General features: G+C 60.1%; 19 protein-coding genes. 4 read left to right on the plus strand and 15 right to left on the minus strand.

What is annotated here, in order from left to right:
- Window positions 1–101: 101 nt before the first annotated feature.
- Complete coding sequence (gene fni / locus ACFSKT_RS12780) at window positions 102–1175, minus strand: type 2 isopentenyl-diphosphate Delta-isomerase (RefSeq protein WP_377721385.1); 1074 nt, start codon at window positions 1173–1175, stop codon at window positions 102–104.
- A gap of 297 nt (window positions 1176–1472) precedes the next feature.
- Between fni and nagB the strand changes: the two genes are divergently transcribed.
- Both nagB and nagA read left to right on the plus strand, forming a co-directional pair.
- A complete protein-coding gene (gene nagB / locus ACFSKT_RS12785; protein ID WP_377721386.1) occupies window positions 1473–2228 on the plus strand; it encodes a glucosamine-6-phosphate deaminase in 756 nt (251 codons plus the stop codon).
- Complete coding sequence (gene nagA, locus ACFSKT_RS12790; RefSeq protein ID WP_377721387.1) at window positions 2197–3384, plus strand: N-acetylglucosamine-6-phosphate deacetylase; 1188 nt, start codon at window positions 2197–2199, stop codon at window positions 3382–3384. The genes nagB and nagA overlap by 32 nt, the downstream gene beginning before the upstream one ends.
- A gap of 339 nt (window positions 3385–3723) precedes the next feature.
- Here nagA and ACFSKT_RS12795 read toward each other — a convergent pair whose 3' ends face one another.
- The 7 genes from ACFSKT_RS12795 to citZ form a co-directional block, all read right to left on the minus strand.
- A complete protein-coding gene (locus ACFSKT_RS12795; RefSeq protein ID WP_377721974.1) occupies window positions 3724–4503 on the minus strand; it encodes a DeoR/GlpR family DNA-binding transcription regulator in 780 nt (259 codons plus the stop codon).
- Window positions 4504–4509: 6 nt separating this feature from the next.
- Window positions 4510–5460, minus strand: coding sequence for a sugar kinase (locus ACFSKT_RS12800; protein WP_377721388.1), 951 nt, complete (start codon window positions 5458–5460; stop codon window positions 4510–4512).
- 37 nt (window positions 5461–5497) lie between these two features.
- The gene (locus tag ACFSKT_RS12805) at window positions 5498–5926 is read right to left on the minus strand and encodes a hypothetical protein (protein WP_377721389.1); all 429 of its coding nucleotides are present in this window, start codon (window positions 5924–5926) and stop codon (window positions 5498–5500) included.
- Window positions 5927–6017: 91 nt separating this feature from the next.
- Window positions 6018–8315: a DNA helicase RecQ gene (recQ, locus tag ACFSKT_RS12810; protein ID WP_377721390.1), complete on the minus strand. Its 2298-nt coding sequence runs from the start codon at window positions 8313–8315 to the stop codon at window positions 6018–6020.
- An 85-nt stretch (window positions 8316–8400) separates the two neighbouring features.
- The gene (gene mdh, locus ACFSKT_RS12815) at window positions 8401–9345 is read right to left on the minus strand and encodes a malate dehydrogenase (protein WP_377721391.1); all 945 of its coding nucleotides are present in this window, start codon (window positions 9343–9345) and stop codon (window positions 8401–8403) included.
- Between the two features lie 301 nt (window positions 9346–9646).
- Window positions 9647–10939, minus strand: coding sequence for an NADP-dependent isocitrate dehydrogenase (gene icd / locus ACFSKT_RS12820; protein ID WP_377721392.1), 1293 nt, complete (start codon window positions 10937–10939; stop codon window positions 9647–9649).
- 193 nt (window positions 10940–11132) lie between these two features.
- Window positions 11133–12248, minus strand: coding sequence for a citrate synthase (gene citZ / locus ACFSKT_RS12825; RefSeq protein WP_377721393.1), 1116 nt, complete (start codon window positions 12246–12248; stop codon window positions 11133–11135).
- A gap of 417 nt (window positions 12249–12665) precedes the next feature.
- On the opposite strand from citZ, the gene ACFSKT_RS12830 reads away from it, so the two are divergent.
- Window positions 12666–14195, plus strand: coding sequence for a Ppx/GppA phosphatase family protein (locus ACFSKT_RS12830; RefSeq protein ID WP_377721394.1), 1530 nt, complete (start codon window positions 12666–12668; stop codon window positions 14193–14195).
- Window positions 14196–14202: 7 nt separating this feature from the next.
- Here the strand turns inward: ACFSKT_RS12830 and ppk1 are convergent, their stop codons facing one another.
- The gene (gene ppk1, locus ACFSKT_RS12835; protein ID WP_377721395.1) at window positions 14203–16260 is read right to left on the minus strand and encodes a polyphosphate kinase 1; all 2058 of its coding nucleotides are present in this window, start codon (window positions 16258–16260) and stop codon (window positions 14203–14205) included.
- Window positions 16261–16479: 219 nt separating this feature from the next.
- On the opposite strand from ppk1, the gene ytvI reads away from it, so the two are divergent.
- Window positions 16480–17595: a sporulation integral membrane protein YtvI gene (gene ytvI / locus ACFSKT_RS12840; protein ID WP_377721396.1), complete on the plus strand. Its 1116-nt coding sequence runs from the start codon at window positions 16480–16482 to the stop codon at window positions 17593–17595.
- A gap of 26 nt (window positions 17596–17621) precedes the next feature.
- Here the strand turns inward: ytvI and ACFSKT_RS12845 are convergent, their stop codons facing one another.
- The 6 genes from ACFSKT_RS12845 to ACFSKT_RS12870 form a co-directional block, all read right to left on the minus strand.
- Window positions 17622–18014, minus strand: a complete 393-nt coding sequence (locus tag ACFSKT_RS12845; protein WP_377721397.1) for an FxsA family protein — start codon at window positions 18012–18014, stop codon at window positions 17622–17624.
- A 1-nt stretch (window position 18015) separates the two neighbouring features.
- Entirely contained in the window at window positions 18016–18519 is a 504-nt protein-coding gene (locus ACFSKT_RS12850) for an acyl-CoA thioesterase (protein WP_377721398.1), read from the minus strand.
- 282 nt (window positions 18520–18801) lie between these two features.
- Window positions 18802–20553 (minus strand): pyruvate kinase, encoded by a 1752-nt coding sequence (gene pyk, locus ACFSKT_RS12855; RefSeq protein WP_377721399.1) that lies wholly within the window; start codon window positions 20551–20553, stop codon window positions 18802–18804.
- A 164-nt stretch (window positions 20554–20717) separates the two neighbouring features.
- Window positions 20718–21743 carry an acetyl-CoA carboxylase carboxyltransferase subunit alpha gene (locus tag ACFSKT_RS12860; protein ID WP_377721400.1) on the minus strand — a complete coding sequence of 342 codons (1026 nt, stop codon included), beginning with the start codon at window positions 21741–21743 and terminating at the stop codon, window positions 20718–20720.
- The gene (gene accD / locus ACFSKT_RS12865; protein ID WP_377721401.1) at window positions 21733–22605 is read right to left on the minus strand and encodes an acetyl-CoA carboxylase, carboxyltransferase subunit beta; all 873 of its coding nucleotides are present in this window, start codon (window positions 22603–22605) and stop codon (window positions 21733–21735) included. The genes ACFSKT_RS12860 and accD overlap by 11 nt, the downstream gene beginning before the upstream one ends.
- 36 nt (window positions 22606–22641) lie before the next feature.
- Window positions 22642–22836 carry a glutamate decarboxylase gene (locus ACFSKT_RS12870; protein ID WP_148931832.1) on the minus strand — a complete coding sequence of 65 codons (195 nt, stop codon included), beginning with the start codon at window positions 22834–22836 and terminating at the stop codon, window positions 22642–22644.
- Window positions 22837–23026 lie beyond the last annotated feature (190 nt).

A 23026-nucleotide genomic window follows, 5' to 3' on the forward strand; every position in this document is an offset into this window, starting at 1 on the left:
GGATGAATCACGCGTTCGTTCGGGGGAAAAAGCGAAGAGACGGCAGGCCCCCTCTCGCGAGAAGGGCATACCGCCTCTAGCATAAAACCGTGCCTTGCCGCTTAGAAAACCGCGAACAACGCGCCGCGCAGTTCGCTCAGCGTGCCGGCGCCGACGCCGAACATCGCCGTCCGCAGTTCGAATTCGATCCGTTCCATCTGGTCGTGCACGGCGCCGCCGCGCACGCCGTCCGCCGGCTGCCCGCCGGTCGCCCCGCCCAGCAGCGTACGTCCGTAACCGGCCAGATTCGCCCCCAGGGCAATCGCCTTCGCGGCTTCCACGCCGGTGACCAGCCCGCCGCTTGCCACGAGCGTCTGCGCCGGAAGCGCCTCCCGCACTTCGCGGACGCACTCGGCAGTCGGCATGCCCCAATCGGCGAAGGCCGCGGCCGCTTCGGCCCGCAGCGCGTCTCGGGAGCGGTATTTCTCAACTTGGCTCCAGGAAGTTCCGCCGGCGCCAGCCACGTCGATGAACGCAACGCCGGCTTCCGCAAGCCGAACCGCCGTCCGTCCATCAATGCCCCAGCCGACCTCTTTCACGCCGACCGGGATACCGGCCTGCTTGCAGACGGCCTCGATCCGGCCGAGCAGCCCGCGAAAGTCGGTATCGCCCTCCGGCTGGAACACTTCCTGCATGCTGTTCAGATGCAGAACGAGCGCGTCCGCTTCGGCCAATTCAACCGCACGGCGGCACTGATCGACGCCATAGCCGTAATTGAGCTGCACGGCGCCGAGGTTGGCGATAATCGGCGAGTTCGGGGCGACATGGCGCACGCGGAACGTATCCGCCAGACGCTCGTCCTCGACGGCGGCGCGCATCGAGCCAAGGCCGATGGCCCAGCCGCGCGCCTCGGCGGCCTCCGCCAGACGCAAATTAATGGCCGACGCCTCGGGCGTCCCGCCCGTCATCGAGCTGACAAGCAGCGGCGCCCGCAGCGCATGGCCAAGAAAGCGGGTGTGTAAGTCAATGTCGGCAAAGTTGATCTCCGGCAGCGCGCAGTGGCGAAAACGGTACCGTTCCAGCCCGTTGCCCGCTACCCGGCTTTGCACGTCTTCCTCCAAACAAATCCGGATATGTTCGCCCTTGCGCTTGGCGGTCTGGTTGCCCGGCGCCGCGCCCGGCTGTTGGTCTGCCATCCAGACTCCTCCCCTGTCCTACGTGTACAGCCATGTCATGATAATGGTCACGCGTTTTTCTACCATCATGACACATTGCGGTACGGACCCGCAACCAAGCCATGCAGCCTGGGGCACGATTACGCAGGTGCTGTTCATTATACCGTCACATATGATTGTAATTATCATTTTTATGATTTTTACAATCATTTTTGTTGTTATCTCGATCTCGTTCTATTACAATTAAAGTATCCAAATTGCAAATGCACCGAATTTCGCGCACAGAAGCGATCACACATTCTTTTAGGAGGGTTAATTATGAAGATTCGTTTGTTCGACACCCGCGAGGAACTGGACCAGTACGCCGCCGGATTGTTCGTCGATCTCGTCAATGCCAAGCCGGACGCGGTGTTGGGCCTGGCTACCGGCTCGACACCGATCGGCATTTATGAAAAAATAGTAAAGCGCTATAACAACGGACAAGTGACGTTCAAGCATGCGACGACTTACAATCTTGACGAATACGTCGGCCTGCCTCGCGAGAATGAGCAAAGCTACGCTTACTTCATGAACCATCATCTGTTCCACCACATCGACATTCCGTCGGAGCGGACCTACCTCCCGAACGGTCTGGCTGCCGATCCCGCCGCGGAATGCGCGCGTTATGACGAGATGCTGTTGTCTCGTCAGGTCGACATGCAGCTGCTCGGTCTCGGCCACAACGGCCACATCGGCTTCAACGAGCCGGACCGCGAGCTGCACGCCGGCACGCATATCGTCGACCTGCAGAAGGAGACGCTGGAAGCGAACGCGCGGTTCTTCGCCTCGATGGACGACGTGCCGAAGCAAGCGATCACGATGGGCGTCGGCTCGATTCTCAAAGCGAAATCGATTCTGCTCGTCGTCAAAGGCGCCGACAAGGCCGAGATCGTCAAACGCGCGCTGCAAGGTCCGATCACGACAGAGGTCCCGGCCTCGCTGCTCCAGACGCACGCGAACGTCATTGTCCTGCTCGACCAAGAAGCAGGGAGGTTAATGAAAGATGTCCAAATCCCAAGCCTGGCGAATCGGTAACGTTCATATCGTCGCGGACGACGCGACGTTCGAAGGCGAGGTCGTCGTCGAAGACGGCGCGATCTCGGCGGTCTATCCGAAAGACGCGGCTGCGCAGCGGCCGGCTCATCATGCCGATGCCGCTTATATTGACGGTGAAGGCGGCTGGCTGCTGCCCGGCTTTATCGACGTCCACGTGCACGGCGGCTACGGCGCCGACTTCATGGACGCGACGCCAGAGGCGTTTGATACGATCACGAAATTCCATGCCTCGCACGGCACGACGACCATGCTGGCGACGACGGTTACGCAATCGCCCGAAGCGCTGGAGGCGGTCGTCAAGGCCGCGGCCGCTTACCGGGAAGGCTTGATGCCGTATGCTTCGCTGCTCGGCGTCCATCTCGAAGGACCTTTCATTAGCGAGAAGTGGTCCGGCGCCCAGAATCCAGCCTTCATCGTGCCTCCGCATACGGAATGGTTGAAGCGATGGACCGTCGTCTATCCGTCCATCATCCGAATGATGACGCTCGCCCCCGAGAAGGAAGGCGCCTACGAGACGATCCGTTGGCTGACGGACAACGATATCGTCGCGGCGTGCGGTCATACCGACGCGTTGTACGAGGAGATCAGAGGCGCGGCCGAGCACGGCCTGCGACATGCGGTTCACACCTATAACGCCATGCGCGGCCTTCATCATCGCGAGCCCGGCACGCTTGGCGCCGTCATGACGACGGATGCGATCAGCGCCGAGATTATCGCCGACGGCCACCATGTTCATCCGGCCGCCATCGACGTGCTGCTGCGCGCGAAGCCCGCGGATAAAGTGCTGCTCGTCTCCGACGCGATCTCCGCGGCCGGCCTCAGCGACGGCGACTACGATCTGGGCGGCTTGGCCGTCATCGTCAAGGACGGCGTCGCGCGTCTCGCCGAAGGCGGTAATTTGGCCGGCAGTACGCTGACGATGATGAACGCGTTCCGCTTCATGCTGAGCCATACGAAGCTTACCCCTGCGGAAGTCAGCCGCCTGGCGAGCGCCAACCCGGCGAAGCTGCTCGGCATCGCCGACCGGACCGGGTCGATCGCCGGCGGGAAGCGGGCCGACCTCGTCTGGACCGACGCGTCATTCAACATTCGCCGCACCTGGGTGAAGGGCCGCGAAGTGTATTCGGGCGACTAATGTCCCGCATGCGCGGGACGGAAGCTGGTACACTCCATTTGGTTCGTCCCTAATGCGACAACAAAAAGACCATGAGCAGCGCCTCTTCGGCGAGTCTCATGGTCTTTGTCATGCATAAGTAAAGCGTCTCCGTAGGGCTACGCGGGCTCATCAAGGGAAAAACTCACTGAAGCTTTGTCCGCCAGGACAAAAGCGTCCCCCGCTCAAGCCAATCCGCCGACCGCGAACAATCGTGACAGCACGAAGAAGGGAGTCCAGAGGGCGAAGCCCTTTGGTTCCCCTCGGCGGAGGGGGAAGGGGGAGGAAGCAACCAAACTCGGGTTAAAGGGGCGAAGCCCTTTAATCCACGACATGCACGCTGATGCCGTGCAGGCGAGCGGCCGATTCCAAATGATGCGGCAGCGGCGCGTCCGTGATGAACCCCTGCAGCTCCGAGATCGACGCGATCGAGAACAGAGAGGTGCGACCGACCTTCGTATGGTCGAACATCGCGTACGTCGCTTGCGAGCGGCGAATCATCGCTTTGGCGATATGCGCCTCCTGCTCGGAATACGTCGTAATGCCGCTCGTCGACGATACGCCGTCCACGCCGAGGAACATCTTGCCGATATTCAGCTGGCCGATCATGCCTTCCCCGAGCGGGCCGCACAGCTCGAAGCTGTTATGACGCATCATGCCGCCGGTCACGACGACGCCGATCTCGCTGCCGGCCAGCTCCATCGCGACGTTCACCGCGTTGGTGACGACCGTGATGCCTCGCCTTGTCTTCAGCATCTTCGCGAGCAAATAATTGGTCGTGCCGCCGGACAACCCGACGACGTCGCCCTCCTCGATGAGCGACGCGGCCGCAGCCGCGATCCGCTCCTTCTCGAGGTAGGAGAGACCTTCTTTCTCCGCGAAAGGAAGCTCGCGCACCGCGTTCATGCCGTCGTACATCGCGCCGCCGATCGTCCGGATAACCGGTTCGGTCTTCTCCATCATCTCCAGGTCGCGGCGGGCGGTCGCTTCGGACACGCCGAAACGCTCGACCACCTCCTGAATCGTGATGCGGCCTTGACGCTTCAGCACGTTCATGATCTGCTCCCGCCGGCGTCTGCCTTTGGAAGCCTGCGCATCCATCGTCATCTAACGTTCCACCCAGCCTTGCCCTTGCAATCTGCGCTCGACGGCGCTCCATTCTGGCAGCGCTTCCCAGTCGCCGCGCATCTGCACGACGAGCGAACCGTTGATGCTGCCGATACGCACCGCTTCCGTCGCGCTCTTCCCTTGCAGAATGCCAGCCAGGAAGCCCGCGCAGAAACCGTCGCCCGCGCCGACCGTATCGATCACCTGATCGGCCGGATAGAACGGAACGCTCGTCTCCTTGCCGTCCTCCAGCACGACGGTCGTGTCGCCAACGCCTTTGATGACGGTGACCGCCGACAGCGCCGAGAGCTTCTCCTTCACCTGGTCGTAGTCATCCGTATCGTAGAGCAGACGAAGCTCGTCCCAGCCCGGCAGGAAGTAATCGGCCTGCTCAGCCAGCGGCAGCACCACTTCGCGCGCCTCTTCGATCGTCCATAGCTTCAGGCGCAGGTTCGGATCGAAGCTCACTTTCACGCCGGCTTCCTTCGCCGCGGCTACCGCGGCCAGCACCGTTGCGCGTGCGCTCTCGCTAATGGCCAGCGTAATGCCCGTGACATGCAGCAGCTTGCAGCTCCGGATGTAATCCAAGTCCAGATCCTCCGGACGCATCCGGCTCGCCGCGGAATGCTTGCGGTAGTAATGGACGGCCAGCTTGCCCGCCACGGTCTCGCGGAACATAAGCCCCGTCGATTCGCCCTCGACCAGCCGGGCGCGGGAGACGTCGACGCCTTCGCCGCGCACCCGCTTCAGAATCGTGCTGCCGAACGGGTCCTGCCCAAGCGCGCCGAACCAGCCGACCGAGCAGCCGAGCCGGGCTGCGCCGATCGCGACGTTGCTCTCCGCGCCGCCGAAGCTCTGCTCGAGCGCGGCCGCTCCTTCCAATCCCCGATATTCAGGCGACATGAACAGCGCCATCGTTTCTCCAAACGTGAGCAAATCCGGTGATCGCATCCTCGAACTCTCCCCTATTAGAACGGCGTGATTGTGATTAGTCTTTCAGAATCGGATATTTCATGAAGTAGATGATCACCAGGTACAGCACCAGCACGATGATGCTCAGCACGCGCGCCTTGGCGATATGAGCGGACGCGCTGCTGCCGGATTGGATCTCGATCGCGATGCGTTTGAGCGGCTTCGTGATGATGCCCCCGAGCGCGCCGATCGCCAAGAACAGCAGCGTAATGATGATCATCCAGATGACCGCGTATTCGCCCTGCGACATCAGGTAACCGCCCGTAAGCAGCTGCAGCACAAGGAAGTATTGAGCGATGCGGTTCGCGGATACGAGTCCTTCCGCAAGACCGGCTTGTCCGGCTCCGGCCAGCTTGGAAGCACGGCTGACGAGGGTTGGCAGCACGAGATAGAAGCCCATTCCCGCCGCGCCGATGACGTGCAGCAACAACATAATTTTAAACATTGCGTTTCCTCCTGAATGGTAATAGGCGCCAACGCGCCTCTTAAGCGTAATCTTCATAATTATACTAAAGAAAGCCGCGTTTTCAAAGCAATCAGCCTTGTTTCGACGTCAAATTGTGCTTCGTCAGAACGGCCTTGATCGCGAAATAGTCGATCTCCTCCGGCAGCAAATCCTTGATCGGCCGGAGCTTGTCCGCTCCCGCCTCTTGTACGGCCGCCAAAATGAGTCCCTCCTGCTCCTCCGTGACGAACGCGCGCCAATCTACCTCTTCGCCCTCTTCCGCGCACCGGATGATATGATTCTCCACCGTGACGCGGCTCATGTCCCGCAGCGCGGCAATGTCCGCGAGCGAGCGGCCCGCCTGCAGCAGCGCGAGCGACTGGTAATGGCTCGGCAGCTCGGCGTTCTCTGCGAGAAGTGCGGCCGACTCGTCATCCGGAGGCGATGCCTTCGGCGCGGACGATGAGTCGGATCGTTCGGATCCGACCAGCATCTGCGATCGACCTAGCCCCGAAGCATCAGAAGCGGCTGCCTCGCCCGCTGCGCGGCTAACCGCGTCTCCCTCGGACGAACTGCCCGCGTGCTCTCCCGATCCCGCAGCTTCGCCGCTTTCCCGGAACCTGCGCACAATCTCCAGCACCTCGAAGCCGTACTTGCGCACCTTCGCTTCCCCGACGCCTTTCACGCCAAGCAGCTGCTCGCTGTTCGCCGGCGCGACGTCGGCGATCTCGCGCAGCGCGGCGTCGAAGAACAGCATGAACGGCGGCACATGCTCCTTGGCCGCGGTCTGGCGGCGCCACTCCCGAAGCGCTTCGAACAGCGGCGAATTCGAGACCGAAGGCCCGGAGGCGCGTCGCTTGGCCGCCGTGCTCCGCTTGCGCATGACCGTCTTGCTGCCCTCGAGCACCGGCAGCGCCTCCTGCGCGAGCGACACGGTCGGATATTCGCCGTCGCTAATCCGCATGTAACCTTCGGCCACGAGCCAATACAGCCAGTCGGAGATTTCCTTCTCCGCCCAATTCGAGAATAAGCCGTAGGTCGACTGGCGGTCCAGACCCAGCTCGAGCAGCCGCTTGTCTCTGGAGCCTTTCAGCACCTTGGCCGCCATCGTCACGCCGAAGCGTCCCTTCAGCCGGCCGACGCAAGAGAGCGCCTTGCGCGCTTCCTCGGTCATGTCGACCTTCTCGCTCTGATCGAGGCAGTTGCTGCATTTGCCGCACGGCGCCACATCCGCCTCGCCAAAGTAGCTGACGATGTACTGCAGCAGACAGCGGTCCGTCCGGGCGAAATGCATCATCGTGTACAGCTTCGACGACTGGATCGACCGGCGCTGCGGATCCTGAGTGCCGCGTTCGATCAAGAACCGCTGCACCTGCACGTCCTGCGGCTCGAACATGAGCAGGCAGTCGCTCTCCTCGCCATCGCGTCCCGCGCGTCCCGCCTCCTGATAATACGACTCGACGTCGCTCGGCATCTGCCAATGGACGACGAACCGGACGTTGGGCTTGTCGATGCCCATGCCGAACGCGTTGGTGGCAACCATGATCCGGATGTCGTCGAACCGGAATTTCTCCTGCGCGGAAGCGCGCTCCTGATCCGACAAGCCGCCATGATACTTATCCGCTGCCAGGCCGAGCTTCTGCAGATCCGCGCATACCTCCTCGACTTCCTTGCGCGTCGCCGCGTAGATGATACCCGACTGATCCGGCCGTTGGCGGAGGAAGTCGCGCAGAAATTTGCGTTTGTCCACGCCGGTGACGACGGACAGCGACAGATTCGTCCGCGCAAAGCCGGTGACGAATACGTTCGGCTCCCGCAGGCCGAGCATGTCCGCGATGTCGCGGGACACCTCCGGCGTCGCCGTCGCCGTGAAGGCCGCCACCGGCGGCCGATGCTCCAGCCGGCCGATCCAGTGCGCGAGCTGGCGGTAGCTCGGACGGAAATCATGGCCCCATTGCGACACGCAGTGCGCCTCGTCGATCGCGATGAGCGGAATTTGGAGCTGGCTGGCGAGCGTCTCGAACATCGTGCCGTCGAGCCGCTCCGGCGCGACGTACAGCAGCTTGTACGCGCCCTGCGTCAATCCGCGCATCACCTCCCGGTAAGCCGAGGCGTCCAGCGAGCTGTTCAAATAGGCAGCCGGAACGCCAAGCCGCGTCAGCGCATCGACCTGGTCCTTCATGAGCGAGATGAGCGGCGAGACGACGATCGTCGTCCCCGGCAGCAGGAGCGCCGGCAGCTGATAGCAGATCGACTTGCCGCCGCCCGTCGGCAGAATCGCGAGCGTATCGCTGCTCCCTAGAATGCCTTCAATAATCTCGCTCTGCCCTTTACGGAACGCATCGTAGCCGTATACCTGCTTGAGCAGCCGCTGGGCTTCTTCCATCATCGTGTTTCCCCCTCCCGTATCAGGCAAAAAGGACCCTGACGGTGCATCCCGCCGGGGTCCCATGTACTTCATGAGTATAGTGGAACTATGCGCCTGTTACAACCTGAATGACGCTGCGGACGGAATTGGCGGATTTCTCCAGAGCCGCTTTCTCGTCCTCCGTCAGCTCCAGCTCGAACACCTTCTCGATGCCGTCGCCGCCGAGAATAACCGGCACGCCCATGAACAGGTTGTCGTAGCCGTATTCGCCCTGCAGCAGCGCGATGACCGGCAGGATGCGCTTCTTGTCCTTCAAGATCGCCTCGGTCATCTGGACGAGCGATGCGGCCGGTGCGTAATACGCGGAGCCGTTGCCGAGCAGATTGACGATCTCGCCTCCGCCGACGCGCGTGCGCTGCACGATCGCTTCGATGCGGTCCGCCGGGATCAGCTTCTCGATCGGAATACCGCCGACGTTCGAGTACCGGACGAGCGGCACCATGTCGTCGCCATGGCCGCCGAGCACGAAGCCGCGCACATCCTCGACCGATACGTTCAGCTCCTGCGCGATGAACGTGCAGTAACGGGCCGTGTCGAGGACGCCGGACTGGCCGATGACGCGGTTCTTGGGGAACCCAAGGGCGTTATACGCCACATAGGTCATCGCGTCGACCGGGTTGGAAAGAATGATGACGTGCGCGTCGGGACTCGTCGCCTTGATGTTCTCGCATACCGATTTCACGATGCCCGCGTTCGTGTTCACGAGATCGTCGCGGCTCATGCCCGGCTTGCGCGCGATGCCGGCCGTGATGATCACGATATCGGAGCCTTGCGTGTCGGCATAGTCGCTGGTCCCCGTAATGCGGGCGTCGATCCCTTGAACCGGCGTCGATTCGAGCATATCGAGCGCTTTACCCTTCGTCGGATTCTCCAGCTGGGGGATGTCGACGAGCACGACGTCGCCGAGCTCCTTCTGCGCGAGCATGAGCGCCGTCGTCGCGCCGGTGAAGCCTGCGCCGACCACGGTTATCTTGTTTCGTTTAATCGCCATATCACGAACCTCCAATGTCCATATTGTAAAGGGTTGCGTACAAAACGTCTGCCCCATCCAGACGCGCGTTCCCGGCAAGTACAACCGAATTACGTTAGTCAGTATGGGGCAGATGACTTGGCTTTTAAACTAAAAGTCGCCAATTGATCACGGAGCAGATCAAGAAGTAACTCGGCATCGAATCTGGCGTTCAGGCTTGAAGTCCGGCGATCATTTAGGTTGGCCTAAACTCCGCTCCTCCTTCTTCGCCTTCTCGATGCTGAATGGTCGACTTATTGAACACGCGCTAATGTGCGCGCGATTACAGGTTCGCGATGATTTGGTTCGCGAACTCGGAGCATTTCACTTCGGTTGCGCCTTCCATCAGACGAGCGAAGTCGTACGTGACGGTTTTGTTGTTGATGGACGTTTCCATGCCTTTATAGATCAGGTCTGCCGCTTCCTGCCAGCCCAGGTGCTCGAGGAGCATAACGCCGGAGAGGATAACGGAACCTGGGTTTACGACGTCTTTGTCCGCATACTTAGGCGCAGTACCGTGCGTAGCTTCGAAGATCGCATGACCCGTCAGGTAGTTGATGTTCGCGCCTGGTGCGATGCCGATGCCGCCAACTTGAGCAGCCAGGGCGTCGGACAGGTAGTCGCCGTTCAGGTTCAGCGTCGCGATGACGTCGAAGTCCGTCGGACGCGTCAGCACTTGCTGCAGGGCGATGTCGGCGATTGCGTCTTTCACGATGACTTTGCCGGCTGCTTCCGCTTCGGCTTGCGCTTTGTTCGCCGCGTCTACGCCTTGCTCTTCTTTAATGCGGTCGTATTGACCCCATGTGAAGGTTTGCTCCGCGAACTCTTGCTCGGCAACTTCGTAGCCCCAGTTCTTGAACGCGCCTTCGGTGAATTTCATGATGTTGCCTTTGTGCACAAGCGTAACGGATTTGCGGCCGTGCTTGATCGCGTATTCGATCGCGGCGCGAGCCAGACGCTTGGAGCCTTCGGACGAAACCGGCTTGATGCCGATACCGGACGTTTCCGGGAAGCGGATCTTCTTCACGCCCATCTCGTTCTGCAGGAACTCGATCACTTTCTTCACTTCTGCGGAGCCTTCTTGGTACTCGATGCCTGCATAGATGTCTTCCGTGTTCTCGCGGAAGATAACCATGTTCACGAGCTCAGGGCGTTTAACCGGGGAAGGCACGCCGTCGAAGTAGCGAACAGGACGGAGGCACACATACAGGTCAAGCTCTTGGCGAAGCGCGACGTTCAGGGAACGGATGCCGCCGCCGATTGGCGTCGTCAGTGGACCTTTGATCGCGACGATGTATTCGCGGATCGCTTCAAGCGTATCGTTAGGCAGCCATTCGCCATACGTGTTGAATGCTTTCTCGCCGGCGAACACTTCGTACCAAGCGATTTTCTTCTCGCCATTGTAGGCTTTCTCAACAGCTGCGTCCAGAACCCGCTTGGAAGCTTTCCAGATGTCGCGGCCCGTGCCGTCGCCTTCGATGAACGGGATGATCGGATTGCTTGGTACTTGCAGAACGCCGTTGTCAATCGTGATTTTCTCGCCTTCGGTTGGAAGCGCAAATTTCTCGAGTTTCATGAGTAGAATTCCTCCTTCAATATAGTAGAGATGAATAGCGGCAATCACAGCATGACGGGTGTCCGCGGCCCTGGCTCCTCGCCCGATGCGCAGACACCCTTCACGTAAAGCGGTATGTAAGCGAAAGCCGGGCGCGCCCCGATACGGCAGCCTCCATCGGACGAGGTGCCGTATCGGGATGTGCCTGCTTTGTCTATTTCCGCTCGGCGATCGGCGTAACCTTCTGGTTCACCGGACCGGTGTATTCGGCGCGCGGACGGATCAGACGGTTGTTCTCGTATTGCTCGAGAATGTGAGCCGTCCATCCCGAGACGCGGCTGATCGCGAAGATCGGCGTAAACAGGTCGCGCGCGATGCCAAGCGTAGTATATACGGAAGCGGAGTAGAAGTCCACATTCGGCTTGAGGCCTTTCTGGCCCGTGACGAGTTCTTCGATCTTCACGGACATCTCGTACAGCTCCATACTGCCGGTCAGCTTGCCCAATTCGCGGGACATCTTCTGGAGATGCTTCGCGCGCGGGTCGCCGTTCTTGTAGACGCGGTGGCCGAAGCCCATGATCTTCTCTTTGTTGGCGAGCTTCTCGTTGATCGTCGATTCGACCTTGTCGAACGAGCCGATCTCCTCGAGCATCACCATGACCGCTTCGTTGGCGCCGCCGTGCAGCGGGCCTTTGAGTGCGCCGATCGCGGAGGTCACGCCGGAGTAGATATCGGAGAGCGTCGCGACCGTCACGCGAGCCGCGAACGTGGACGCGTTGAGCTCGTGGTCGGCGTGCAGCACGAGCGCTTGGTCAAGCGCCTTCACGGCGATGTCGTCCGGATCTTGTCCGGTCAGCATATAGAGGAAGTTGTGCGCTACGGATACGCCGGACTTCGGAGCGACGGGCTCCTTGCCTTCGCGGATGCGCGCGAAAGCCGCCACGATCGTCGGCAGCTGCGCCTGCAGCTTGATTGCTTTGTTCAAATTCGCCTCAGGCGACATATCTTGCGCGGACGCATCGTACAGCGCGAGGCTCGAGATCGCCGTGCGGAGCGCCGCCATCGTGTTGGTGTCTTTCGGATACAGCTTGAGCTGTTCGATGACTTGCGACGGAATCGCCGCATACTCGCCCAGCTGATTCACGAGGCCGTCCAGCTCGGACTGCGTCGGAAGCTTGCCGTACCAGAGTAAATATGCGACTTCTTCAAAGGAAGCGTTTTCTGCCAGATCGTCGATGTCGATCCCGCGATACGTCAGCACGCCGTCAACAATGGAGCTGATGGACGATGTCGTGGCGACGATGCCTTCCAGACCTTTGGTTGCTGTCATCTTTCTCTCTCCTTTAATTCGGGTATCCTTGCGGCAACAATTGAACAATAATTGGAATTTTGATCCGAATCGTCCCTTCAATCATATCGGATTTTGACAGGGAAGTGAACAAAATCGGACATAAAAATGCTTTATCGCTGTCATCAAAAAATATTGTTGTTGCCCGCCCGGATGCTTGATTAACCCAAAAAGTCATGGGTATATAACCATACTGACTCAGTTTGTCTCCGATTTGGACAAAATACACGCGCCTTCCACAAGCCTTTCCAAAAAGCGTCGGCCTTGTGAACAACCGACAAACGGCGCGTTCGGGCCATGGCGCCTCCTGCTTTTAGCGGCTTGCGAGTAGTGGTAAAATGTTGGCATGGCCAAAATCGAACAGATCGCACGCCTAAACTTTCCCGACCGGAGGCACACATGACGGAACAACGCATCGGCATCATCGACATCGGCTCGAACTCCATTCGCCTGGTCGTCTACGAACGGACGGCGAACGGCGCGCATCGCGTCATCGACGGCAGCAAACGGGCAGCCAGGCTGTCCGAACAAATAGACGAGAGCGGCAACGTCCCGGAGACCGCCATCTCCGAGCTGGTCGACATGATGAACCATTTCCGGCTCATCTGCGCGCATCACCGCACCGGCTATATCCGCACCGTCGCGACTGCGGCGATCCGCAACGCCGCGAACCGCGAGGACGTGCTGCGGCGCATCGAGGCAGAGGCCGGCTTGCGGGTGGAGCTGCTCTCCGGCGAAGAAGAAGCCGCTTATGGCTTCCTCGGCATGATCAATTCCATGGATATCACCGACGGCTTCCTCATCGATATCGGGGGCGGCAGCACGGAGGTGTCGCTGTTTCGCGACCGGACGCTTGTGCAGTCCGTCTCATTCCCATTCGGCTGCGTCAATCTCACCCGCAGGTTCGCCCCGAAAGGCGTGCTGCAGGATGAAGACCTGCGCGCGTTAGAAGCCTATGTGGAAGAGGCCGTAAGCAGGGAAAGCTGGATCAGTTGGTCGCCGGGCCTGCCGCTTATCGGCGTCGGCGGCACGATCCGCGCGCTCGGCAAAGTCCATCAGGCGCATGTCAAATACACATTCCAAAGCCATCACAACTACCCGATTCCCGGCGACGAGGTCGATGCCCTCTTCGAACAGACGCGCAAGCTGCCGCTGGATAAGCGTCGCAAGCTGCCGGGCTTGTCCAAGGACCGGGTCGACATCATCGTGCCCGGCATCGCCATTGCGCGAGCGCTCTTCAGAGCGGCGCGATCTTCTCATTATGTCGTATGCGGGACGGGCCTTCGGGACGGGCTCTTCTACGATACGCGATTTCCCGAGCAGCCCCGGCAGACGGACGTGCTGGCCTACAGCGTAAGCAACCTGGCGGCCCTGCACCCGGCCATGCCCAGACAGCACGTCGCGCAAGTGAACCGCACCGCGATGCACCTGCTGGAGTCGCTTCGCCATGCCCAGCCGCTGCCCGAGCGGGCGGAGCTGTGGCTGGACACCGCCTCGTCGCTGTTCCGGATCGGCGCGAGCATCGACTATTACGAGTACGCCAAGCATACCTTCTATCTGATGATTAATTCGCAGCTCTTCGGGTTGTCGCACCGCGAGCTGCTCATCTGCGCGGCTGTCGCCTCGTACAAGAGCCGGAACCGGGCAAAGCTGCTCGCCGCCTCCTTCCGGCCGGTCCTGGACGACCACGACGTGCAGCTGATCGCGCTGCTCGGCACGATTCTCCAGCTGGCAGTCGCGCTCGACCGCAGCGAGACGCAGGCGATCAGCCGCCTCGACGTCGCCGTCGACGGCGCGACGCTGCTGCTGTCGGCCTCCCGCGCGGAAGGAGCGCTTGCCGTCGAACGCAAAGAAGTCGACGGCATGGCCGACGACTTCAAGAAGGTGTGGGGCTTGACGCCGCATCTGGAGGTTCCCCACCTGCGTTAGCGTTCGTCTACCGCTTCCAGACGCGAATCCGCTTGGCGACGAATTGGCTGCGCAGCGGCTCGCCCGTCAGCGGCGTCCGCTCGTAGGCTCCGCTTGGCAGCAGCTCGCGCGCTTTGACGTTGTCCTTCAAGTTCAGCTCGATCACGTTCAGCAGCATGCGCCGAAGCGACGGGTCGAACACCGGGCAGAGCAGCTCGATGCGGCGGGTCAAGTTCCGGGTCATCCAGTCCGCGCTGGAGAGGAACACTTCGTCCTCGCCGCCGTTGTGGAACACCATGATGCGCGAGTGCTCGAGGAAGCGGTCGACGATCGAGATGACGCGGATGTTCTCGCTTTGCCCCGGCACGCCGGGGCGCAGACAGCAGACGCCGCGCACGATGAGGTCGATGCGTACGCCGGCCTGCGACGCTTCGTACAGCTTGTCGATCATCTCCTGATGCGACAAGCTGTTCATTTTGGCGATGATCCGGGCCGGACGCCCTTCGGCCGCATGCGCTTTCTCGCGGTCGATGAGCTCGAACAGCTTCTCCTTCAAGTCCGTCGGCGCGACGCCGAACGCCTTCCACTCGTACGGCGACGAATAGCCCGTGATCTCGTTGAACAACGCGGAAGCGTCCGCGCCGATGACCGGATGGGAAGTGAATAGGCCAAAATCGGTGTATAGTTTGGCCGTATTGTCGTTGTAGTTGCCCGTGCCCACGTGTACATAGCGGCGCAGCATCTGCTGCTCGCGCCGGACGACAAGCAGTATCTTGGCGTGCGTCTTGAGCCCCACAAGTCCGTAGACGACGTGGCAGCCCGCCTTCTCCAGCTGTCTGGCCCACGCGATGTTGCGTTCTTCGTCGAAGCGCGCCTTCAGCTCTACGACGACGGTGACCTGCTTCCCGTCCTCGGCTGCACTGGCCAGCGCCTGCACGAGCGCCGATTGGCCGCTGACGCGGTACAGCGTCATTTTGATCGCGAGCACGTCGGGGTCGTGCGCGGCATCCGTCACGAAATCGTTCACCGCTTCAAACGATTCGTACGGGTGGTAGGTCAGCACGTCCTGCTGGCGCAGCGTGGCGAACATGTCGTCGGAGTGTTCGAACTCGCTCGGGTACGCCGGCTCCATCCGCTCGAAGCGAAGCGTGTCGTACCCGGGCAGCGAGCCGGCGAAACGCATCAGGAAGCTGAGATCGAGCGGACCGTCGATCTCGAACATATTGTCGGACAGCTCCAGCTCTTCCTTCAGCAGCTGCAGCGCGTACGGATGCATGCCTTTGGCGTACTCCACCCGGACCGGCATGCCCCAGCGTCTGCGGCGGAGCTCCTTCTCGATCTCTTCCAGCAGATCTTCGGCGCCTTCCTCGTTGAGCGTCAAGTCGGCGTTGCGCGTCAGCCGGAACGGGTGGACCGCAATCGGGGCATAGCCGTTGAAGAGCGTATCGATGTGGCGTTCGATCAAATCTTCCAGCAGCACGAACTCCGACTTCTTGCTGCCCGTTCGCCCCGGGACGACGACGAACCGCTGCAAGATCGACGGCACCTGGACGATCGCGAAAAACGGCTCATCTTCCGGCGGCTGGTCCTGCTGATTCAGCAGCACCGCCAAATACAGCTCTTTCGTATGCAGCAGCGGAAACGGCCGGCTTTGGTCGACTGCCATCGGCGTCAGCACTGGGAAGACGATTTCGTAGAAATAGTCGTCAATCGCTTTCGTCTGCGTCGCGTTCAGTTCGTTAATATTGCGGAACGAGATGCCTTCCTTCGCCAAGCCGCGCATCACTTCGCGAAACGTCCGGTATTGGTCTTGTACCATCTGACCCGTCCGTTTGATCAGTCGCTTCCATAGCCCGGCCGGCGTATAGCCGGTAAAATCCTTCTTCGTGTATCCCGCCTTCATCTGATCCTGGATGCCTGCCATCCGAACGCTCATAAACTCGTCGAGATTGCTGGAGACGATCGCCAGAAACTTGGCTCGCTCGAGCAGCGGATTGTCGGCATCCTGCGCTTCTTCCAGCACTCTGCGGTTGAATTCCATCCAGCTTAAATCGCGGTTCACATAAGGGGGCAGCGGTCTGTTCATGCCTATGATCCTCCTAAGGACACGTTCCATTTTCGATCGGTCTTGCTTCCTGGTAAAAACATGGGTCTGTCCCAGTATGAGGCTTAACTATTCGAGACATGTTAATGAATTGTAAAGAGAACGTTAACAAGTGGCGTTTGTTCCGTTTTTTTGTCAATTTTGGTCGTGTCTGGCCGGTAATGCTACAATCGGAGTATGACGACAATCGGAGGGAAGCTCATGGATCGGACCACTTCACGCCGGCTCTGGCGAGCGCTGTTCGTGCTGTTCGCCGTTGCCGTAACCATCCTGCTGCTTATCTACGTCACGCCGCTCGTGTATCCATTTGTAATCGGTTGGCTGCTCGCTTATGCCATCAACCCGCTCGTCACCGGCATGCAGCGCAAGTGGAAGGTGCCCCGCTGGCTCGGCGTCACCGTCACGCTGCTGCTGTTCGTCGCCGCGATGCTGACCGTCGTCTCGGCGCTGATCACGCGGATCGTCGTGGAGATCATCACCCTCTCCAAGTCGCTCAACAGCACGATCGAGTGGTGGAGACGCCAGTTCGAGCAGTTCGTCGCCGCGCCCGAAATCCAGGATCTGATCGACAAGCTCAGCACCTTTTACAATGAAAATCCGAACTATCAGGATACGATCAATTCGCGGATTTCCGATACGGCCAATCTGGTCGCATCCAAAAGCTCCGCCATCCTAACCTCCATCCTGAACGGAATCGTCGCGCTCATCTCTTCGCTCCCGAACGTCGCCACCATTCTCGTCGTCGTGCTGCTGGCCGCCTTCTTCATCAGCAAGGATTGGTACCGGCACACGAACAAAATGTCATCCTGGTTCCCGCAGCCCATCCGCCAGTCGACCTCGGTCGTTTGGATTGACCTGCAGAAGGCGCTGTTCGGCTATTTGCGCGCGCAATTCATTATGATCTCTATCACCGCCTGCGTCGTGACCGCCGGGCTGCTTATCCTGAACGTCGATTATGCCATTACGATCGGCCTGTTGATCGGCCTTGTGGACCTGCTCCCCTATCTAGGCGTAGGCGCCGCGATGATCCCTTGGATCGCCTACACGTTCATCTATGGCGACATCTCGCTCGGCATCGGATTATCCATCTTGTACGCGGTCATCCTGATCGCCCGCCAAATGCTCGAGCCCAAAGTACTGGCGAGCAGCGTCGGGCTCGATCCGCTCCCCACGCTAATCGCGATGTTCGTTGGGCTCAAGCTATTCGGCGTATTCGGGCTCATTATCGGGCCGGTATCACTCGTCATTCTGTCCGCTATACATAAAGCGAATGTGTTCCGCGATATATATGCGTTTATCTTGCGGGGGGCCAAGTAAGCCCCCTTCTCTGATTGAGCGCGGCGTTACCACTTGCGGATCGTGAACGTGCCTCGGCCGATCTGTCGTTCGATTAATCGATAGATGAGCTTCCGATACAGCGGCCTAGTGAGCGGGAACAGCAGCGTGATGCCGACGATGTCCGTGAAAAAGCCCGGCGTCAGCAGCATTAACCCGCCAACGAGCACGCACAGGCCGTCGAGCATCGCAAAGCCCGGCGGCTGGCCGCTCTGGATCTGGCGCTGCACTTCGCTTAACGCCTTGCGCCCCTCCGTCCGGGCGAGCTGCGCGCCCGCGAACCCCGTGAGCAAGATGAGCAGGAACGTCGCCCACCCTCCAATGAATTGCCCCATCTGAATAATGCCCCACATCTCGATCGCGGGAATGATGATAATCGCCGCAACGATCCATTTCAGCATGCTACCGGCTCCCTTCTTCGCGCACGGCCTGCCGAAGCGCCGCATAGTGGTCCGGCATCGCCTTGTCGAGCCGGCTCGGTCGGAATTCCGCGTTTACCCATACATGCTTGGTGCCGCCCTGTACCAGCAGTTCGCCCGGCGGGGTCGCCCCTTCGAAGCGCCTTGCCTGCCACGCTTCCTCCGGGACGCGCCGCACCTCAGAGCGGAATGAAAGGCGGACCGGCGAGAATTGCTCGACCGCGGTGCACACGAGCACCGTATCGTCGTATTTGGCCGGCGACATAAACTTGCAGGAGAGATCGACAACGGGCAACAGCAGACCGCCGGCCTCGATTTCCTTATACGAGATGCCCAAATGCCGAACCAGCTCCGTCCGTCCGATCTCGAACCAGGTCGCGTAATTGCCGTGGAAGACGACCCCCATCTGGTCGGTCTCTTGGTAACGCACCCGGAGCGGATGCAAATACCAGATCAATGGCTCCGCCTCTTTCCCTTGCTCCTCCATCTCTCTTCCCCTCTCTCCAGCCTGAGTTCCTCCCCCTTCCCCCTCCGCCGAGGGGAACCAAAAGACTTCGCCCTCTGGACTCCCTCTTCGTGCTGGTACATTGGTCGCGGTTGGCGGGTCGGTTCGAGGTTGGCACGCTGTTGTCCCGACAAAGCTTCATACTGGAAAATTGTTGTATTTGAACAAAAGCGACGGCGCCCATGCGCCATCGCTCTCGTTGACTTCCACTATGTCTAACTTACGCTCGGCCGATGGCCATCGCGCTTGGTAACGGATTAAACGTTACATGACTTTCGCTTGGCCGGAATAGATGACGCCCACTTCCGCGTACACCGTGACTTCCGCGCCGTCATGAAGCAGCTCCAGCGCGTTGTTCACGCCGAGAATGACCGGGATGCCCAGGTTCAACGCGACGATCGCCGCGTGGCTCGTGACGCCGCCTTGCTCCGTAATGACAGCCGCTGCTTTCTCGATCGCCGGCATATACTCGCGGTCCGTGGAACCCGTAACAAGAATCGCGCCTTCGGTCGTCTTCGCGATCGCTTCTTCTGGCGTGCGAGCCGTGACGATTTTGCCCGTCGCGCTCTGCGTGCCGATGCCTTGGCCTTTCGCCAGCAACTCGCCCACGGTGTGGATCTTGATCAGGTTCGTCGAACCCGAACGGCCCACCGGTACGCCTGCCGTAATGATGACCGTATCGCCCAGCTTCACGATGCCGGAGTCAATGCCGCCGCGAACGGCGATGTCGAACATTTCGTCCGTCGTATCCGCCGGCGTGCCCTTCACCGGAATAACGCCCCATACGAGTGCCAGACGACGCATGACTTGCTCCTCCGGCGTCACCGCGATGATCGGGGATTTTGGACGATACTTCGAGATCATGCGCGCCGTGTAGCCGCTCTCGGTCGACGTGATGATCGCTTTCGCACTCAGATCAAGCGCCGCGTTCGCGACCGCTTGGCTGATCGCCTCGGTTACCGTCGTTTGCTGCGCGCTTGCCAGCTTCGTGAAAATCTCGCGATATTCCAGCGCGGACTCGGCGCGCACCGCGATGCGGGACATCGTTTGCACGGATTCGACCGGATATTTGCCGGCAGCCGTCTCGCCGGAGAGCATGATTGCGTCCGTGCCGTCGAAGATTGCGTTCGCCACGTCGCTTGCTTCCGCGCGCGTCGGACGCGGGTTGCGCTGCATGGAGTCGAGCATTTGGGTCGCTGTGATAACCGGCTTGCCGGCGCGGTTGCACTTCTGGATCATTTGCTTCTGCACGAGCGGCACTTCTTCCGCCGGAATCTCGACGCCCAGGTCGCCCCGCGCGACCATCAGGCCGTCGGACACTTCCAGAATCTCGTCGAGGTTGTCCACGCCTTGCTGATTCTCGATCTTCGAGATGATCTGGATGTGCGATGCGCCGTGCTTCTCGAGCAGCTCGCGAATCTCCAGCACGTCGCTTGCTTTGCGCACGAACGAAGCCGCGATGAAGTCGATGCCTTGCTCGATGCCGAAGACGATGTCGTTCGCGTCCTTCTCGGTAATGCCCGGCAGCGAAATCGCCACGCCCGGCACGTTCACGCCTTTCTTGCTCTTGACCGGACCGCTGTTAATGATGCGGCAGTGAATCTCCGTACCCTCGATCGCCTCGACCGTCAGGCCAATCAGGCCGTCATCGATCAGGATCGAGGAGCCGACATGCACGTCTTGCGGCAAGTTTACGTATGTAACCGGGAGCCGCTTGTTGTCGCCGATGATCTCTTCCGTCGTCAGCGTTACCGTCTCGCCTTGAATCAGCTCATATTCGTCGGCCAGCTTGCCGAGGCGAATCTCGGGGCCTTTGGTATCGAGCAAGATCGCGACCGTCTTGCCGAGCTCTTGGCTCGCTTGGCGGATATTCTTGATCCGGCCGCCGTGCTCCTCGAAGTCGCCGTGGGAAAAGTTAAGGCGTGCCACGTTCATGCCGGCGTTGATCAATTTCTTCGTGTTCTCGAGCGATTCGCTGGAAGGGCCGATCGTACAAACGATTTTTGTTTTGCGCATGGGAATGTCCATCCTCCGTCTAACTTGGCTTATTTAGTGAATACAGTAAACTTACACGATTCGACAACAAAAGTAAAAGGCGCGTAAAGTCGCTACCCTCGCCCTACATGTGCTAAGGCGCAGCCCGCATGCGCGGGTGCGCCTTTTATTATTACCCTGTTTGGCTACGCTTGAGCAGGCTCGGCCGTCTCGGACGCCTGCGCGGACTCGGAGGACGCTGCGCGGACCGCCGGAGCCGGCTCGTAGAACCGGCCGATGCGGCGGAACTTCGCGTAACGGTCTTCGATCAGCGCCTCCGAAGACATGCCCGCCAGCTCTTGCAGGTGACGCCATACGGCTTCCTTGATCGATTCCGATTGCGCCGCCAAATCGCGGTGCGCGCCGCCCTGCGGTTCCGGGATGATTTCTTCCACGATGCCGAATTCGACCAAGTCGGGCGCCGTGATCTTCATGACGGCTGCCGCCTCGTCCGCACGGGCCGCGTTCTTCCACAAAATCGCCGCCGCTCCGTTCGGGGAGATCGCGGAGTAGATCGCGTTCTCGAGCATGAGGACGCGGTTGCCCACGCCCAGCGCCAGAGCGCCGCCACTGCCGCCTTCGCCGATGACGACGCAGATGATCGGCACGCCGAAGGTCGCCATCTCGCGCAGGTTGCGCGCGATCGCCTCCGATTGGCCGCGCTCCTCGGCGGTGTTGCCGGGATACGCCCCCTTCGTATCGATGAAGGTGACGATCGGGCGGCCGAACTTGGTCGCCTGCTGCATGAGACGCAGCGCCTTGCGGAAGCCTTCCGGGTGAGGAGAGCCGAAGAAGCGCGCGATGTTATCCTTCGTATCCTTGCCCCGCTGATGGCCGATAACCGTCACGGGCACGCCATTGAGCTTGGCCAATCCGCCGACGATCGCCAGATCGTCCGCGAACAGGCGGTCGCCGTGCAGCTCGATGAAATCGGTGAATACCGCGTGAATGTAATCCAGCGATGTCGGACGCTGATGATGCCTTGCCAAATGCATCTTCTGAGCCGGCGTCAGCTCGCTGTACAATTCTTCCTGAAGCTGACGGCAGCGATCCTCCAGCCTGGAGATCTCGTCCGAGAAATCGATGCCGGAGCCTTCGCTTACCTTCTTCAGCTCCGCGATCTTGCTGCGCAGCTCGATAAGCGGCTTCTCAAATGGAAGTTCACCGGCCATGGATGGTGTCCCCCTTTACGCTATGCATATCAAGCAGCTTCGTCAGCAGCGGCTTCAGATCCTTGCGGTGAACGACCTTATCCAGCTGTCCGTGCTGCAGGTTGAATTCCGCCGTCTGGAAGTTGTCCGGCAGCTTCTGGCGAATCGTCTGCTCGATGACGACGCGGCCGGCAAAGCCGATGAGCGCGCCGGGCTCGGCCAAATTGTAATCGCCAAGCGACGCGAAACTCGCGGATACGCCGCCAGTAGTAGGATCGGTCATAACGGATATGTATAAACCACCGTCGCCTTGAAATTTGGCCAGCGCCGCGCTCGTCTTCGCCATCTGCATCAGGCTCAGAATGCTCTCTTGCATCCGGGCTCCGCTAGATGTCGAGAAGATGATGATCGGCAGACGCTTGACATGGGCTTGTTCGATCGCGCGCGTGATTTTCTCGCCGACGACCGAACCCATGCTGCCCGCGAAAAAGTCGAAGCTCATGACCGCCACGACGACGGGGAACCCGCCGATCGTGCCGTCTCCGGTGACGACCGCGTCCTTCAGACCCGACTTCTCCTTCTGGGCTTCGACCTTCTTGGCGTAGTCCGGGAATCCGAGCGGATCCTCCGATACGAGATCGGCATCGTACTCGTTCAGCTTCCCGTCGTCGAGAATCATGCCGATCCGCTCCCAGGCGGTCAGCCGCAGATGATGACCGCAGCTCGGGCATACCTTAAGCGATTTCTCCATTTCCTTGCTGAACTGGATGTTCCCGCACTTCGGGCATTTGGTCATGAGTCCTTCCGGCAGCTCGGGCTTGCTCCGCTGTCCTCCGGAAGGAATGGTGGCGTATTTCTTTTTATGAAATAAGTCCTTGAACACAAGAGACACCTCTTTGGGGGCGCAGTAGTTTTAAACCTAACGTTGCGAATTCAATATGCTGTTGAGCACTTCCTGCACTTCTTCCAGCTCGCCGGATGGGACCAATATCTCAAACTGCTGCTTGGACACATTGATCGGGCGGATTTTCACAAGAAACCCTTCCTGAGTCAGCCGGTTTTTGATGGTTTCCGCAATCTTCGGTGTTTGCGCGATATAGATAACCGTCCACATGAAAGGTACCTCCTGAACATGGTAAACTGGCTGCAAAAGCCGCCGCGGGCGCGATGCCGCGCCTATATTCCATCACGGTATCCGGGCATATGATGCCATAATGATATCATAAATGCGGAATTGCCCGCAATGCACGCCGGTTCCTTGCAGCCAGTGGAGGATATGCGCCTTTTCATGGGGGACGAAATGT

The sequence above is a fragment of the Paenibacillus xanthanilyticus genome, from assembly GCF_042682185.1.
Lineage (GTDB): Bacteria > Bacillota > Bacilli > Paenibacillales > Paenibacillaceae > Paenibacillus_Z > Paenibacillus_Z xanthanilyticus.